Origin of the sequence: Sutcliffiella sp. NC1 (genome assembly GCF_027594365.1) — a bacterium.
Classification (GTDB): Bacteria; Bacillota; Bacilli; order Bacillales; family Bacillaceae_I; genus Sutcliffiella; species Sutcliffiella cohnii.
In genome coordinates this window covers 1,710,022-1,724,261 of sequence record NZ_CP115153.1, presented here as the reverse complement: position 1 = coordinate 1,724,261, position 14,240 = coordinate 1,710,022, and the positions used below count along the sequence as shown (strand labels likewise).

At 36.5% G+C, this 14,240-nt stretch carries 13 protein-coding genes; 4 read left to right on the top strand and 9 right to left on the bottom strand.

Translation table 11 applies throughout. The features are described 5' to 3' along the window. Positions 1–210 precede the first annotated feature (210 nt). Positions 211–597 carry a hypothetical protein gene (locus O1A01_RS08860; RefSeq protein ID WP_157076568.1) on the top strand — a complete coding sequence of 129 codons (387 nt, stop codon included), beginning with the start codon at positions 211–213 and terminating at the stop codon, positions 595–597. 71 nt (positions 598–668) lie between these two features. After that, positions 669–2,084 (top strand): M20/M25/M40 family metallo-hydrolase, encoded by a 1,416-nt coding sequence (locus O1A01_RS08855; RefSeq protein WP_066410646.1) that lies wholly within the window; start codon positions 669–671, stop codon positions 2,082–2,084. A gap of 106 nt (positions 2,085–2,190) precedes the next feature. On the opposite strand, the gene O1A01_RS08850 is transcribed toward O1A01_RS08855, so the two are convergent. The 5 genes from O1A01_RS08850 to O1A01_RS08830 all read right to left on the bottom strand — a co-directional run bounded on the left by O1A01_RS08850 (position 2,191) and on the right by O1A01_RS08830 (position 6,697). Further along, positions 2,191–2,874 (bottom strand): ABC transporter ATP-binding protein, encoded by a 684-nt coding sequence (locus O1A01_RS08850; protein ID WP_066410648.1) that lies wholly within the window; start codon positions 2,872–2,874, stop codon positions 2,191–2,193. After that, positions 2,874–3,995 (bottom strand): ABC transporter permease, encoded by a 1,122-nt coding sequence (locus O1A01_RS08845; protein WP_066410650.1) that lies wholly within the window; start codon positions 3,993–3,995, stop codon positions 2,874–2,876. The genes O1A01_RS08850 and O1A01_RS08845 overlap by 1 nt, the downstream gene beginning before the upstream one ends. A 21-nt stretch (positions 3,996–4,016) precedes the next feature. Then, complete coding sequence (locus tag O1A01_RS08840) at positions 4,017–4,469, bottom strand: hypothetical protein (protein WP_066410652.1); 453 nt, start codon at positions 4,467–4,469, stop codon at positions 4,017–4,019. A gap of 100 nt (positions 4,470–4,569) precedes the next feature. Beyond that, a complete protein-coding gene (locus O1A01_RS08835; protein WP_066410654.1) occupies positions 4,570–5,997 on the bottom strand; it encodes a sensor histidine kinase in 1,428 nt (475 codons plus the stop codon). Continuing rightward, entirely contained in the window at positions 5,990–6,697 is a 708-nt protein-coding gene (locus O1A01_RS08830; protein ID WP_333482928.1) for a response regulator transcription factor, read from the bottom strand. The genes O1A01_RS08835 and O1A01_RS08830 overlap by 8 nt, the downstream gene beginning before the upstream one ends. A gap of 422 nt (positions 6,698–7,119) precedes the next feature. On the opposite strand from O1A01_RS08830, the gene O1A01_RS08825 reads away from it, so the two are divergent. Beyond that, positions 7,120–8,199, top strand: a complete 1,080-nt coding sequence (locus tag O1A01_RS08825) for a C40 family peptidase (protein ID WP_066410656.1) — start codon at positions 7,120–7,122, stop codon at positions 8,197–8,199. A gap of 194 nt (positions 8,200–8,393) precedes the next feature. Here O1A01_RS08825 and O1A01_RS08820 read toward each other — a convergent pair whose 3' ends face one another. The 4 genes from O1A01_RS08820 to O1A01_RS08805 form a co-directional block, all read right to left on the bottom strand. Continuing rightward, entirely contained in the window at positions 8,394–9,518 is a 1,125-nt protein-coding gene (locus tag O1A01_RS08820; protein ID WP_066410657.1) for a CAP domain-containing protein, read from the bottom strand. 68 nt (positions 9,519–9,586) lie between these two features. Then, positions 9,587–10,246, bottom strand: a complete 660-nt coding sequence (locus O1A01_RS08815) for a YczE/YyaS/YitT family protein (RefSeq protein WP_235858021.1) — start codon at positions 10,244–10,246, stop codon at positions 9,587–9,589. A 481-nt stretch (positions 10,247–10,727) separates the two neighbouring features. After that, a complete protein-coding gene (locus O1A01_RS08810; protein ID WP_066410658.1) occupies positions 10,728–11,855 on the bottom strand; it encodes a M20 peptidase aminoacylase family protein in 1,128 nt (375 codons plus the stop codon). Further along, positions 11,855–12,685 carry a MurR/RpiR family transcriptional regulator gene (locus O1A01_RS08805; RefSeq protein WP_066410659.1) on the bottom strand — a complete coding sequence of 277 codons (831 nt, stop codon included), beginning with the start codon at positions 12,683–12,685 and terminating at the stop codon, positions 11,855–11,857. Before O1A01_RS08805 ends, O1A01_RS08810 begins: the two co-directional genes overlap by 1 nt. 116 nt (positions 12,686–12,801) lie before the next feature. Between O1A01_RS08805 and O1A01_RS08800 the strand changes: the two genes are divergently transcribed. After that, entirely contained in the window at positions 12,802–14,238 is a 1,437-nt protein-coding gene (locus O1A01_RS08800; RefSeq protein ID WP_066410660.1) for a YfcC family protein, read from the top strand. Positions 14,239–14,240 lie beyond the last annotated feature (2 nt).

Sequence of the window (14,240 nt, the reverse complement as noted above, 5' to 3'; positions counted from 1 at the left end):
AGTCCTTAGGGGGTCAGCACTTTCTCTGCGCCCCCTTTTATACTACGTAGGTGGACAGAGGGCAGATCTGATCGTCCACCTATTTTTTAGAAAATGAACATCCCACTAGCAGTTCAGAAAATAACATCTACTTCACACTACTAATTTAAAAAGAAGTTAGCATCGGAATGACATAGCGCCACCCCTCTATTAGTCTCCCTGGCTTAACTGGTGGGGTATTTAGCATTTTATTTATCACCTACCCCGATTTATTTATCACTGCATTCATTTTATTTATCACCGCACTCCGTTTATTTATCACTGCATCCATTTTATTTATCACCGCACTCCGTTTATTTATCACTGCATCCATTTTATTTATCATCGTACTCCGTTTATTTATCACCGAGCTCCTTTTATTTATCACCGCACTCCGTTTATTTAACACCGCACTCCGTTTATTTATCACCGAGGTCCTTTTATTTATCACCGCACTCCGTTTATTTATCACTGCATCCATTTTATTTATCACCACATTCATTTTATTTATCACCTGCACTATTTTTTTCACCAACGCCTGTACCCGAAACACATCTCCATCCTAAAATATTTATTTAAACTCCAAACAGGATTTTCCTTTCGTATCTCGAAATAAATAAAGGTACACTATTTCGAAGGGAGTTTTCATTGTGAGCAATGTCCAACTTAAGGAGTTAAGAGCTTATACTAAAGAGGTAGTAGATCGTTCCATCGAAACACTAAAAGATTATTTACGTTTACCGACGATTTCCGCTCAAAATAAGGCGATTCCAGAGACAGTAGAAATGGTTTGTCAATTAATTGAGGAAGCTGGCGGTGAAGCGAAAGCTTTAGATGACCTAGGTGGAAATCCTGTTGTTTACGGTTTTTTCCCTGCTGGGAGCAATGGTGATTCATCGAAAACACTTTTATTTTATAACCACTATGATGTACAGCCACCCGAGCCATTAAATGAATGGGAATCTGAACCGTTTGAACCTACCATTAAAGATGGAATATTGTTTGCACGTGGTGTTTCTGATAATAAAGGAGACTTTATTGCCCGTTTAACAGCCATTAAAGTGTTAAAAGAAGTAGCTGGCGAACTACCTTGTAATATTAAATTCATGGTGGAGGGTGAAGAAGAAATCGGCAGTCCGAATTTAGCTCCTTATATCTCAAAATATAAAGATCTTTTCCAAGCCGACGCGTGTATTTGGGAATTCGGAACAAAAGATGAGCAAGAACGAGTAAATATGGTAGCAGGAATTAAAGGAATGGCATATATGGAGCTTACATCTATCGGTGCCGATATTGATATGCACTCCTCTGTTGGTGCCTATGTAGATAACGCAGCTTGGCGTCTCGTTCAAGCATTAGCAACAATGAAAGATAAGCAAAATAATATTTTAGTGGAAGGTTTTTATGATGGAATCGAAAAGCCAAAAGAAAGTGAAATCGAAGCGGTGTCACGATTACCTTTCAATGAAGAAGCGGTGAGCAAGCTTTACGGTTTAAAGCGCCCACTCATTACAACTGAAAAAGGTATAGACCCTAGAGAAGCGATGGTATTTCAACCTACGATGACTATTTGTGGAATTGAAAGTGGGTATACAGGTGAAGGAGCAAAAACCATTTTACCGAAAAGCGCAAAAGTAAAACTGGACTGCCGCTTAGTACCTGGACAAGATCCAAACCTTATATTTGAGGCGGTTCAAAAACATTTATTAAAACATGGATTCGAGGATATACAAGTAACATTGTTAAATGGGCAAAAGGCATACCGTTCTGATTTTAATCATCCATTTATCCGCCATGTGTTACAAACAGCAAAAGAAGTGTACGAAAAAGAAGCAGTACTAGCTCCAAACTCTGCTGGCACAGGTCCGATGTACGAATTCGGAAACCAACTGAATCTTCCAATTGTAAGTACAGGGGTTGGTTGGGTAAAATCAAAAGCCCACGCGCCTAATGAATCAATTCGATTAAAAGATTTTGAAGAAGGCGTTGTTCATATGGCATATATGTTATCCTCTTTTTCACAAGCTTTAAAGGGAAAAGTAGAAGAAGATAATATTACTACTTAATAGTTTTTTTCCTCGCTTTCCCATAGAGAGGATTTCAATAATAGACTAAGGGGCAAGGTTCCGCATTCCACCAATAACATTGGACCTTTTCCCCCGTTTGTAAAGATTAAACCTCTGCTAGTTCTAACTTCCCATCTTTCATTCGAAACACACGATCACAATAAGGTAGCATTCGCTCGTCGTGCGTTACCATGATAGCAGCTTTCCTCCTCGTCTTTACGCCATTGGCAATTAGTTCGACAACTTCAAAAGCTCGCTTACTATCTAAACTAGCAGTTGGTTCGTCCGCTAAGATGATGTCTGGGTCATTCATGAAAGCCCGTGCAATCGCAGTACGTTGACGTTCCCCTCCTGATAGATGCTCCGGAAAATTTTTTAGTTTATTCTCTAGCCCAACTCCTGCTAAAAGTTCCTTCGCAAACTCTTTGTCTGCCGTTGTTATTTTCCCTTTCATTTTCTTCACAACTAGTAATTGATCCAAAACATTTAAGTAAGGAACTAGATTAGAAGTTTGTAAAATGAAACCGATATGGTCTAGTCGCAATTCTGCCACTTGCTTTGGAGATAATTCCGATAGGTTTGTATTATTTATATTTACTTCCCCACTCGAAGGTTGTAATAGCGCCCCTGCGACGGAAAGGAAAGTACTTTTACCCGAACCGGAAGGACCGATTACCGCTACGAGTTCGCCTGGCTGTACAGATAACGTTACTTTGTCCAATATTTGTAGCTTGGAGCCTGTACCTTCTTGATAAAATTTCGAAACATTTTTAAACTGAATTCCACTCATTATTCCACCCTCCCGATTGCTTGTAACGGATCAATTTTCGTGATTTTTCGTACAGAGATGAGAGAGCTAAATACTGAAACGACTAGTAAAACAACGGCATAAGTTAGCACTAACATAGGGTCTAACGCAAACGGCATTCCCGAAGGAAAAATAGCTGTTGTTCCGTACGTAAGTAATACCCCAATCCCAATACTAACACTAGCTAATAATGTAATTTGTGACACAATCGCTTTTGCTAAAAAGCGATTATTCGCCCCGATTGCTTTCATCACACCAAATTGATTTGCTTTTTGCAACGTAAGAACGTAAAAGAAGACACCGATGACAAATGCTGAAATAACTAGTAAAAATCCAAGCATCATCATAATCGTTCCATTTTCAGCTGTGTAACCTGGAATTCCATTAATTGCTTCTTTTTTCGTAGCTACTTCTACTCCATTCATGACATCATTAAGCTTGTCCAGATCAATTCCATCACCTTGTAGCATAATGGCATTAACAGGTAATTCTACACCCATATCTGACCCAGGAGCAGCAAAATGAATGGAACGCCATTGATCAATGGATATAAAAATGGCAGGTAAATGGTTAAATGTTTCTCCTTCTACAAACCCAATAACTTTTAACGTTTCGGTCGTTCCTTCTATTTCTAATGTATCACCTATTTTAATTCCTTTTTCTATTAATGAATTATTTACGATAACCTCGTAATTTTCCGCTTCCGTTAACGATTGTCCTTCAATTATTTTCGGCTCTAAAAAGGATCCAGGGTCAACTCCTAATATCGAAACGTCTATTTTTTCACTATCTGCTTCATTACCTTCTTTTAAAACAACTGCTACGTGACTTCCCATCGGGGCAGCATCTTCCACATGTTCCTGTGCCTTCATCTCAGAAACAAGGTTTTCAGAGACGACTGAGCGAGACATTGAATGCCGAGCACCTTTTTCAAATGCTACATATTGGGCATCCATATTTTTAAAAGTAGCAGCACTTAACGAAGAAAGCCCATTACCTAATCCTGATAAAATAAATACAAGCCATGAAATTAACACTAAAATCATGCCAATCATAGTAAAACGCCATTTAGCATGCTTTAATTCTCTTATTGCTAAAAACATCCTTAATCTTCCTCTCTCTAACTATGAAACTCTTAAGCCGACAACTACAATAATCACTATTCCTAATACGGCTGAAATTAATAAAAAGTTAGCGTACATTTTTGTAAGTTGTCCGAGTGATTTATCTTTTTTCATCGGAATGCCTTTTAATTTTTTCGTTAGTTTCACACTGTAAATCGATACAAAAATGATCGTTAGTAAGATGATCATCGTTCCACCCATTTCCATTAACGATAAGTAAAGTGGCATCGCATCTCGGTTAAACTGCATAATCATGAAGGAACCTGATAGAACAATTAAAATTAAGCTTGGCAACGTCCCTCTCATTACCCACTTTTGTATTTTAGTAATAATAGGAGAATAATCCTCTACTTTGTTATTAGTCATCGTCTTTAGTAAATAGCCTAATACGATAAAAGAGCCAATCCATAGGACAACCCCAACGATGTGTACAATATAATTTAATTCATACATATTTCTACTTCCTTTCCATTTTGTCTACCTCTGAGATGATACCAAGTAAATATGAACAAAACGTTAACAAAAGTAGTTATATAAAAAAGACTACCGATTTTCATTCGATAGCCCTTGAAATGATATATTGTTTACTAAGCGGAAGGACGAACGAGAATGTTGTTCCCTCCCCTAGCTTGCTACAAACTTTAATATCTGTCTCATGGAGATCTAAAATAGATTTTACAATCGCTAATCCGAGGCCAGCTCCCGATTTATTCGTTCGTGCTTCATCTACCTTATAAAACCTTCTCCATATTAAATCTAATTTACTTTCTTCTATCCCTTCTCCATAATCTTGGACGGAAATTTTCACAGCTTGCCCTTCTTTCGATAACCGTATATCAATTGGGGCATTATGTTCGGAAAATTGGACAGCATTTTGTAAAAGATTTACGATTACTTGTTCCATTCTACCTTCATCTGCATTTACATAGTATTCATAGTCCGAATGAAAACGTATGTCCAAGTCTTTTTTCGTGAAGTGTGGTTCTAGCTTATGAATGATACGGTTGATTTGTTCCGTAAGGTTATAATCCGTTAGTAATATATTGCTATTACCCTCTTCCAGTTGAGTCATATCTAATGTGTTATTCACTAGTTTAATCATTCGCTCTGTTTCATCTTTCATTAATCCATAATAATAGGCCCGTCGGTGATCTGGAATTGTCCCGTCTAACAATGCGATTAAAAATCCTTTTATCGATGTTAACGGAGAACGTAGCTCATGAGAAACGTTTGAAATATATTGTTTACGTCTTGTTTCTAAATGATTTAATTCTTTCGCCATATACGTAAAAGATTTTGCTAACTGTCCTATTTCATCATCGGATTCGTATTGAACAGATTTAGAAAAGTCCCCTTTCGCGTAATGTGCTGAAATGCTATTCATCTCTCTTAACGGCGCGGTAATTTTTTTTGAAATAAACCATAAAATGATGCCAGCAAACACAATCGAAATGACGAATGTTAATATAATCATGAAGATGACTTGTTGATATTCGTGCGTTAAGTCATGAAAAATCATGACCATAATCGGTGTTTGAATCCCTTGTACGTTGGAATTTATCGTAGAAGCGACAATATAACGAAGTTCGCCATTGTAAAAGCCTCCTTCTGAAACTGTTTCTCCTGCTAACACTTGCTGAATCATTTCCTCAGAAACCTCCACTTGATTAGAAGTCCCCTCTGGATCAGGGCCGTATATTTGTCGGCGCTCTTCATCTACAATATAAATATGATAATCCGGCTGATTGAAAGCATAACTTAAGCTTTCCGCGGTTTCGTCTTTAATTAAAGCAAACTTCTCATGACTTTGTAGCTGAGGTGCTAATTGTTCGTAATGATGTTGAAACGTATCTTCATATTTTTTATATAAATTTAAATGAAATAAATAAAAAAACACTCCAATAAACAGTAATAAAGACGTTACGATAATAAACGAATAACTGATAAAAAGCTTAGAGAAGATAGTGTTTTTCTTACGCATGGATTTTCTCCTCAAATCGATAGCCAACGCCCCGTATGGTAATGACCGACCAATGGGCATTATTCGCTACTAGCTTATCTCTAATTCGCTTTATATGTACATCAACCGTTCTTGGATCTCCATCAAACTCATATCCCCAAATACGGTCTAATAGCTGTTGTCTAGAAATAACTTGGTTCGGATTCATCGCTAAGTAATAGAACAATTCCATTTCTCTTGGCGCCAGCGTTACTTGCTTGCCATCTATGAGCACTCGATATTCCTTCAAGTTAATAACGATATTAGAAAACTGGAGATTGCCTTTTTCACTATCCGATAATATCGTACGTCTTAACACTGATTTTACCCGTGCCATTAATACATTTGGGTCAAACGGTTTAACGATATAATCGTCTGCCCCCATTTCTAAGCCTTGAACAATGTCATACGACTCACCTTTCCCTGTTAGCATGATGATAGGAACATGTTTGTTTTCGATACGAATCATTTTACAAACTTCCCAGCCATTCATTTTCGGTAGCATTAAATCTAATAGAATGCAGTCAGGCGACTCATTATAAAATTTTTCCAAACCTTCCTCCCCGTCATAAGCAGCCGTGCAGGAAAAGCCCATTTTTTCCATATATAATTGAATTAACTCCACGATATTCGGATCATCTTCTATCGTTAATATTTTAATTGGATGCTTCAATGTCTTCACTCCTCTCTTTTATTTTCCCATATTTTTATGAATAAAATGTTAACAAAAAATATAAACAAACATTAGTCAACATTTTGATTGAAAAATAGCACTCTGGACATAATCTTACGTAAATAGTCTAGTGGAAAATACTCACCACTCTCCAAATCAAACCGTAAAAATCAGTACTTTTTTCACAGTTTCTCTTAATTAAAATTATCGCGTGGTAAAAACACGTAAACTCTAGGTCTATCAACCCCTACCGAAGACTCCCTAAATACCTATATTATTTCTACTTCAATGAAAATAATGAAAAAACATAGGTATTTCAACCTCCATAATTGGTTATCAATCCCTACAATTCCACATTAATCTACAAATTAAGATAGGACTATAGTATAATGTTTTAGTAGAATGATAGATTGGAAATGGGGGTACAAACGTTGGGTAACAAGAAAAAATACTTGACCGTAACTACGACTGCACTTATTGCCTCTGCGCTGCTAGGTGCGCAAGATGCTGAGGCGAGCACGTACAAAGTACAAAGTGGTGATTCACTGTGGAAGATTGCTCAAAAGCATAGTTTGTCTGTTTCACAATTGAAGTCATTAAATAATTTAACAAATGATCTTATTTTTCCAAATCAAGTACTTAAGACAGACGTTAAATCAACGAACAATTCAACTAGTACACAGCCTGCAAAGAAAGAAGAAGCTCAAAAGAGTAGTACAGCAACATCATCTACATACACTGTAAAATCTGGTGATACATTAAGTGGCATTGCCTTGAAACATAAAATTTCTATTAATGAATTAATGACGTGGAATAAGTTGAATTCTACTATTATATTCCCCGGAAATGTGTTTGTCGTCAGTAAACCAACTTCAACACCGACAACAACACCGGAGAAGCCTACTAACTCTACTGCCGAGAAAACAGTGAAGCCTGAAGAAACTAAGGTTCAATCCGCTACTGTTTATACAGTAAAGTCTGGTGACACTTTGTCTCGAATTGCACTCGAATATAAGGTTACGGTTGCAAACCTTAAAAAATGGAACAACTTGAAATCAGATCTAATTCATATTGGTCAAAAGCTTAATATCGGCGATGGAGCGAAAGTAGAAACTCCTAAAGTTGAAACTCCACCAAGTGAGGTTAAATACAATGTCGATAAGTTAATTAGTACAGCTAGAAGCCAACTAGGAGCTAAATACCTTTGGGGTGGCGCTACACCAGCTGGTTTTGACTGCAGTGGATTCATTTACTACGCATATAGAGAAGCAGGATTAAATATTAACCGCTACTCAAGCGAAGGCTACCATATGCGCTCCCATTATGTCACTACACCTGAAGTTGGAGACTTAGTTTTCTTTGAAGGAACGTATAAAGCTGGTATTTCCCATGTTGGAATCTATATTGGCAACAACGAATTCATCCACGCTTCTAACAGCGGCGTTGTTATTACTAATTTAAATGACTCTTATTGGAAAAAACATTTTGAAGGGTTTAAGAGGTTTTATTAATAGGTTTTGACGGTCGTTAGGTAGTTAATTTTTTTGTGTATGGGCTTTCTTTTCAAAGACTAACTATGCTAATTAAATAAAAGTACTACTTTTTTAATTAGAAGTAGTACTTTTGTTTTTATAGCGTTTAGTTTTTCTTTTTTCTTATCAATTGGAAAAAAATGTGTGGACAAGGAACCTGTCCCTCTGTCCCATCAATTACTAAAGTATTTTTTTGTATAGTATGGCTGTGATTCATTATTAAATGCCACTCCGACGCCTAACTTTCGGAATCTTTCTTGGAGGATATTTTTTCTATGTCCTAATGAATTCATTAATCCTTCGTGGGCAAATATGCTACTTATTTGGCCGTATGCTAAGTTTTCCCCTGCTGTCGTATATGGAATGTTGTCTTCCTCCATTCGATCAAATGGGGATTGTCCTTTTAAATTGGTATGACTGAAATATTGATTTTCTGCCATGTCCATACTATGCTTCCTAGCCGTTTCTTTCACTTGATCATCCCAAGATAAAAGAGGTAAATTATGATTACTTCTTGTAGCATTTGTTAAGTCAAACAACTGATATTCAAAACCTACCTGTAGTTGCTCGCTAGGTTCAGAGTATAAAGTATTTTTGCCACGTTCCAGTTCTTCATCTATAATTTTAATCGCAGTAACGGTATCATTTTCGTGTTGGTCATAAAAAATCGTGACGTAGCTGTTGTCGAGGTGAAAAACATCATATTCACCATTACTATTAATAGCGTAATGAAACAAACGATATGGTATGATTGTTTCCGGCTTACCGAGCTGTTCTCGAACTAATTCCATCGAGCTGCCTAACATTATCTCTGTTGAAGAGGCAATCAAGTCTTGATTTGTATAAAGGCCGCGAACAATATCTTCCTCATCATATGCAACCATTATAAAATTTTGATAGTTTTCGTGATAAGCATCCCAATGCACACCATATTCATTTAGCGTGCTGCGCTTCGGGCTATGACCTATAATTTGCTCCACTTCTGCTCTTGAATCTCCCAACTCAATATTATGAATACTAAACATTTCTTCAGTTGGTTCTAATAATTCCGGCGTTGCTATATTTGTATCATTCGATTCTAATTGTTTAGTATCAAAATCTTCTAGTAGTGAATTAAATCGCTCAGTAAGATTATCTATTATAATATTTACGTTAGGATCTTCTTTTACCTGTTCGACCGTCTGATGAACCGAATCCCATATCGATGAAGGAATTAGTTGTTGAACTGGTTCTTCCCATAACGGCTTCGAAACATAACCGAGAAACACAATTACTACTAGTAAAATAAACCGCTTCACAACTACACTCCTATTCTATTTTTTATATCTATTATTCCCGGACACGATAGTGTTTAATCTTCCTTATATTATTGATAATGGGCAGAGGCTCTTCTCCTAATATTTCTATTTGAAAGATTTTGCATCCTTTTGACAAGTAGGCCAATGAAAACGGCCGAAATGACGGTTCCTTCTCGTATTCCGCTAATACTTCCTAGCGCCACAACCGATATAATTACTGCTATCAATACTAAACTGACATCGAAACATATTTTAATAGTTCCAAAGTTTTTGTTCACTTTAAACGCAATTGCTTTTACTACACCTTCTGCTGGGTTATTTACAACGTTTGCTTTTAGTTGGATTACGATACTGAAAGCTATAATGACACAGCCGACTAATACCATCGTTAATTGGAAAAAGTAATTTGGTTTTTCAATTAATGAAATATATGGGGACCTGAAATCTATGGAGTAGCCTAATACAGGACCGACTAATAATTGTAAATACTGTATTTTCGGAAAATCTCCTTTTAGTAGAAGTATTTGAATAAGTACATACATCGTGTTGAACAACATTGTGTACATGCCAAAACTGAGTGTGGTGAAAAGGCTAAGTACGTACGGCGTGCTCGTGATCGCCGTTGTGCCTAAATGAGCTAATGTAACGAGACTAATTCCAAGGCCCATGAGAAAGATGCTAACTAAAAACACACTATACGCTTTGAACGTCGTGTTTAGTTGAATCAACTCGTTCCCTTCTTTCTACTTATAATATTAGTTTATGAGAAAATCTTTCACATTTCTATTCTAACGTACTTACCATTTGCTTCCTGTTATCGGTAAGTGTTTTTTCGTAGGGCTTGAAATCCCTTCAATTAAAATGAGGTCTTGCATCTTACAATTATCACATTGTATGTGGCATATTAATCGATATTATTTTTTATTTTACAGAGTGCGGAAAGAAACATAGATTTTGTTCCCCACCAGGAATAGTGAGAAGATGAATCTTATTCTTTTTTTATAAGAGATAAAAAGTTTTTGTTTCCGTTATAGGGTAGCCTTATTCCAAGTATTCGTCCCTATTACTTTTTGAAAGGTGAGAACCCCTTTTACTACCACAAAAAAGCACCTACTTTGCTCCGTTAAGAAGAAAAGTGGTACTTTTTGGAAGTTTTTTCTGTTAGGATGGAAAAAAATATGTGAGCGAGGGACAGTCCCTCCGTCCTCATTAAATTTTATAAGTGTTTAGTATTGCCCTGGACAAAATGTCAACGCCGTTTTGTAGGGCTTCTTTGTTAAAGGTCATGTACGGGTGATGAAGGCCTGGTGTTAGGTCACAGCCTAGTCCGAGCATCGTAGCTTTTAATGAAGGCTTCTTAATCGTGTAAAAATGAAAATCATCTCCACCTGGTGTAACTAGTGATGGCATCGTATTTTCTTCACCTAGTGTTTCAGAGATTGCCTTTTTCATAATAGAAATTGCTTCCTCATTCGTTTCGGCTGCAGGGAGCCCGTTTTCGCTCGTAATTTTAATCTCTACATCGTACAATTCTTGAATGGAGTGAAAGATGTTTTTCACTTTTCTTTCTAATTGTTCGATTAACTCATTCGATTGCGCTCTTAAATCAAGAGCGAACGATGCGTTTCCCGGGATGATGTTCGTACTTTTACCACCTGCATGAAAATTTGTCATTTTAACCGAATGTGGAACACGTGGATCTAAATGAATTTGGCTGATCATGTTTACAATTTGTGCCCCGATTTCAATTGCATTATGATTTAAATGAGGTCTTGCGCCATGGGCATCGCCATCACCTTTAATGGTAGCACTATACATTTTAGATGCACCATGCACAATGACAGGTGATGCTTGCCCCATTTTCAGTTCTTGTTCCGGACGCAAGTGAACACCAAACAAATAATCAACATCTGCCACTACTTGTTTTTCTATCATTTGAAGTGCACCAGTTCCCGTTTCTTCTGCTGGTTGAAAAATAAACTTAATCGCCACTTTATCCTTTAACTCTAGTTCTTGTTCCAGTTTCCATAATACACCTAAAACGATGGCCATATGCGCATCATGGCCACATGAATGATTAGCTTGAAATTCACCATTTACTTCTTGCCATAACGCATCAATATCTGCTCGTACACCAACTACCGGTAAATCGCTATTAAAATTTCCATATTCTCCAATTACTCCAGTACAATCGTCAAAAACCGTAACTTTACACCCACTGTTTTCTAACAAACTCTTAATATAGTTCGTTGTTTCTTTTTCTTCCCAGCTTATTTCTGGATGTTTATGAAGGTAGTCAAATGTTTCTTGTACTCGTTGTTCTAACGTATTCCCCATTAATTTTCTCCGTCCTTTATAAAATATTTGTAGGTTGGTTGTATTTTTCCATGTCCCTCCATTCTTTTAATCACTTCAAATAACATCGAATTCATAAAAGAGATCGTAACAGGTCCTTTGTTCAATAACGTTTTATGATCACTCGTAAATAATGATATGACGATATCTGCAAATTCCGTTATCGGTGATGTCCATGAATCTGTAATGGCGACAATTTTAATTCCTTTACTCTTCGCTGCCTCTGCAATTCGAATTGTATCTAATGCGTAACGATAAAATGAAAAAATAATGAGACAAGAATTTTCAGGAAGGAAATCTAGTAGATCAGCGTCATTTTCAGGTCGATAAAGGTCAGCATTGCCTTTTACTAAATTCAAATTATAGGAAAACCAATGTGCGAATGAAAAGGAATGATAATATCCTACGACTAATATTTTTTCACTGTCGATGATTAGCTCAATCGCTTCCCCCATAGCCGCTTCGTCTATACGGTCGATATTTTGTTTTAATAAAGAAAGATCATCCAACATGCTATGAAGAAATTTTTTAGATTCTATATTTTCGGTTTCTTTTTGATGATATGCATCTCTACTTAAATTTAATAAATTTTCACGAACTTCTTTTTGTAAGTCACTATATCCCGAATAGCCTATTTGGTTACAAAACCGAATAACCATCGTTTCACTAACCCCGATTATACTTCCTACTTTTTTAGCTGGATGCGTGGCAAATACCATTGGATCCTCTAATAAATGGTTTGCTACTTTTTTTAACCCTTTTGTAAGGAACGGTAATTTTTCTTTTGTTTTATCGGCATAATAATATTTCATTTTTTCACCTTTTCGAAGTTTTCACAATATTTTATATTGATTTAAAGTATAGACTTCATTATAATTATTTTCAAGTTTTATAGAAATATTTTTAGACAATCAGGGAGGGAAACATTATGAGTGAACCACCAAAGTTAAATGAGGAAAAAGTAGTAGTACAACAGAAGAAAAAAAGGGAATTACCTGATGCCTATGTTATTTTATTTGGCATTTTAGTTATCGCAGCACTACTTACTTATATTATTCCAGCGGGGGCGTTTGAACGAGAAACTGCAGATAATGGGATATCAGTAATTGTTCCAAATAGTTATGAGACGATTGATCAACAGCCTGCTAGTTTAATAGCTATCTTCCGGTCCATTCAGGAAGGGATGATTGGTGGCGCACCGTTAATTTTTCTAGTATTGATTATTGGTGGAACGTTCCGAGTAATTGAAAGTACTGGAGCGATTGACACTTTAATTATGAAAACAATTCATAAAACGAAAAACAAAGAATGGCTTTTAATTATTATCGTTGCAACATTATTCTCTGTTTTTGGAGGATTAGGAATTATCGTTAATGCTGTTATCGCCTTTATTCCAATTGGGATTATTTTAGCAAGAGCGATGAAAATGGATGCGATTGTCGGTGTCTCTATTATCTACTTAGGAGCCTATGCTGGTTTTGCAATCGGATTTTTAGATCCTTTAACAACTGGGTTTGCACAGCAAATTGCACAGCTTCCATTATTCTCAGGAATTGGGTTGCGAATGGTTATTTATATTACGGTACTTGCTGGAACACTTGCGTATGTACTCTGGTATGCTAATCGAGTGAAGAAAAATCCAGAGAATAGTATTTTAGGTGAAAATCGTTTTCCTAAACTTGATGAAAAAAGTATGGAAGCCGTATCTAGCGTTTTAACTTCAACACATAAGCTTGTAATTGCTTTACTAGTCATCGGTATCGGTACATATGTATATGGTGTGTTCCAACTGAACTGGTCTACAAATGAAATGGCTGCTATTTTTATTATGATTGCTGCAGGTACAGCGATTCTTAGTAAGATGGGTGCCAATAAAATGGTATCTGAATTTATGAATGGTGCTAAAGCTGTTGTTTACGGTGCATTAATTATCGGGATGGCAAGATCGATTGTTGTTATTTTAGAAAACGGAATGGTTTTAGATACAGTTGTACACGGAATGGCTATTATGTTAGAACCATTTTCTAGTACGATGGGTGCGATTGCTATGTTAATCGGAAATGGATTATTTAATCTAATCGTTTCTTCAGGAAGTGGGCAAGCTGCAATCGTCATGCCAATTATGACACCACTTGCGGATATTATGGACATTCCTCGTCAAGTAGTTGTTCAAGCTTATACGATGGGAGATGGGTTTACTAATATTATCACCCCCCTATCTGGTGTGCTGATGGCTAACTTAGCAATTGCAGGGATTCCTTGGACGAAATGGATTAAGTTCGCTATTCCACTTGTGTTAATTTGGTATGTGATTGGGATTATCTTTATCGTTATTGCGATGATGATAAATTGGGGGCCAATGTAATA

Excerpts from the sequence above, each read along its gene's own strand:
- O1A01_RS08850 (WP_066410648.1), bottom strand. The coding sequence starts at position 2,874 with ATGAGTGGAATTCAGTTTAAAAATGTTTCGAAATTTTATCAAGAAGGT.
- O1A01_RS08845 (WP_066410650.1), bottom strand. The coding sequence starts at position 3,995 with ATGTTTTTAGCAATAAGAGAATTAAAGCATGCTAAATGGCGTTTTACT.
- O1A01_RS08840 (WP_066410652.1), bottom strand. The coding sequence starts at position 4,469 with ATGTATGAATTAAATTATATTGTACACATCGTTGGGGTTGTCCTATGG.
- O1A01_RS08835 (WP_066410654.1), bottom strand. The coding sequence starts at position 5,997 with ATGCGTAAGAAAAACACTATCTTCTCTAAGCTTTTTATCAGTTATTCG.
- O1A01_RS08810 (WP_066410658.1), bottom strand. The coding sequence starts at position 11,855 with ATGGGGAATACGTTAGAACAACGAGTACAAGAAACATTTGACTACCTT.
- O1A01_RS08805 (WP_066410659.1), bottom strand. The coding sequence starts at position 12,685 with ATGAAATATTATTATGCCGATAAAACAAAAGAAAAATTACCGTTCCTT.
- O1A01_RS08800 (WP_066410660.1), top strand. The coding sequence starts at position 12,802 with ATGAGTGAACCACCAAAGTTAAATGAGGAAAAAGTAGTAGTACAACAG.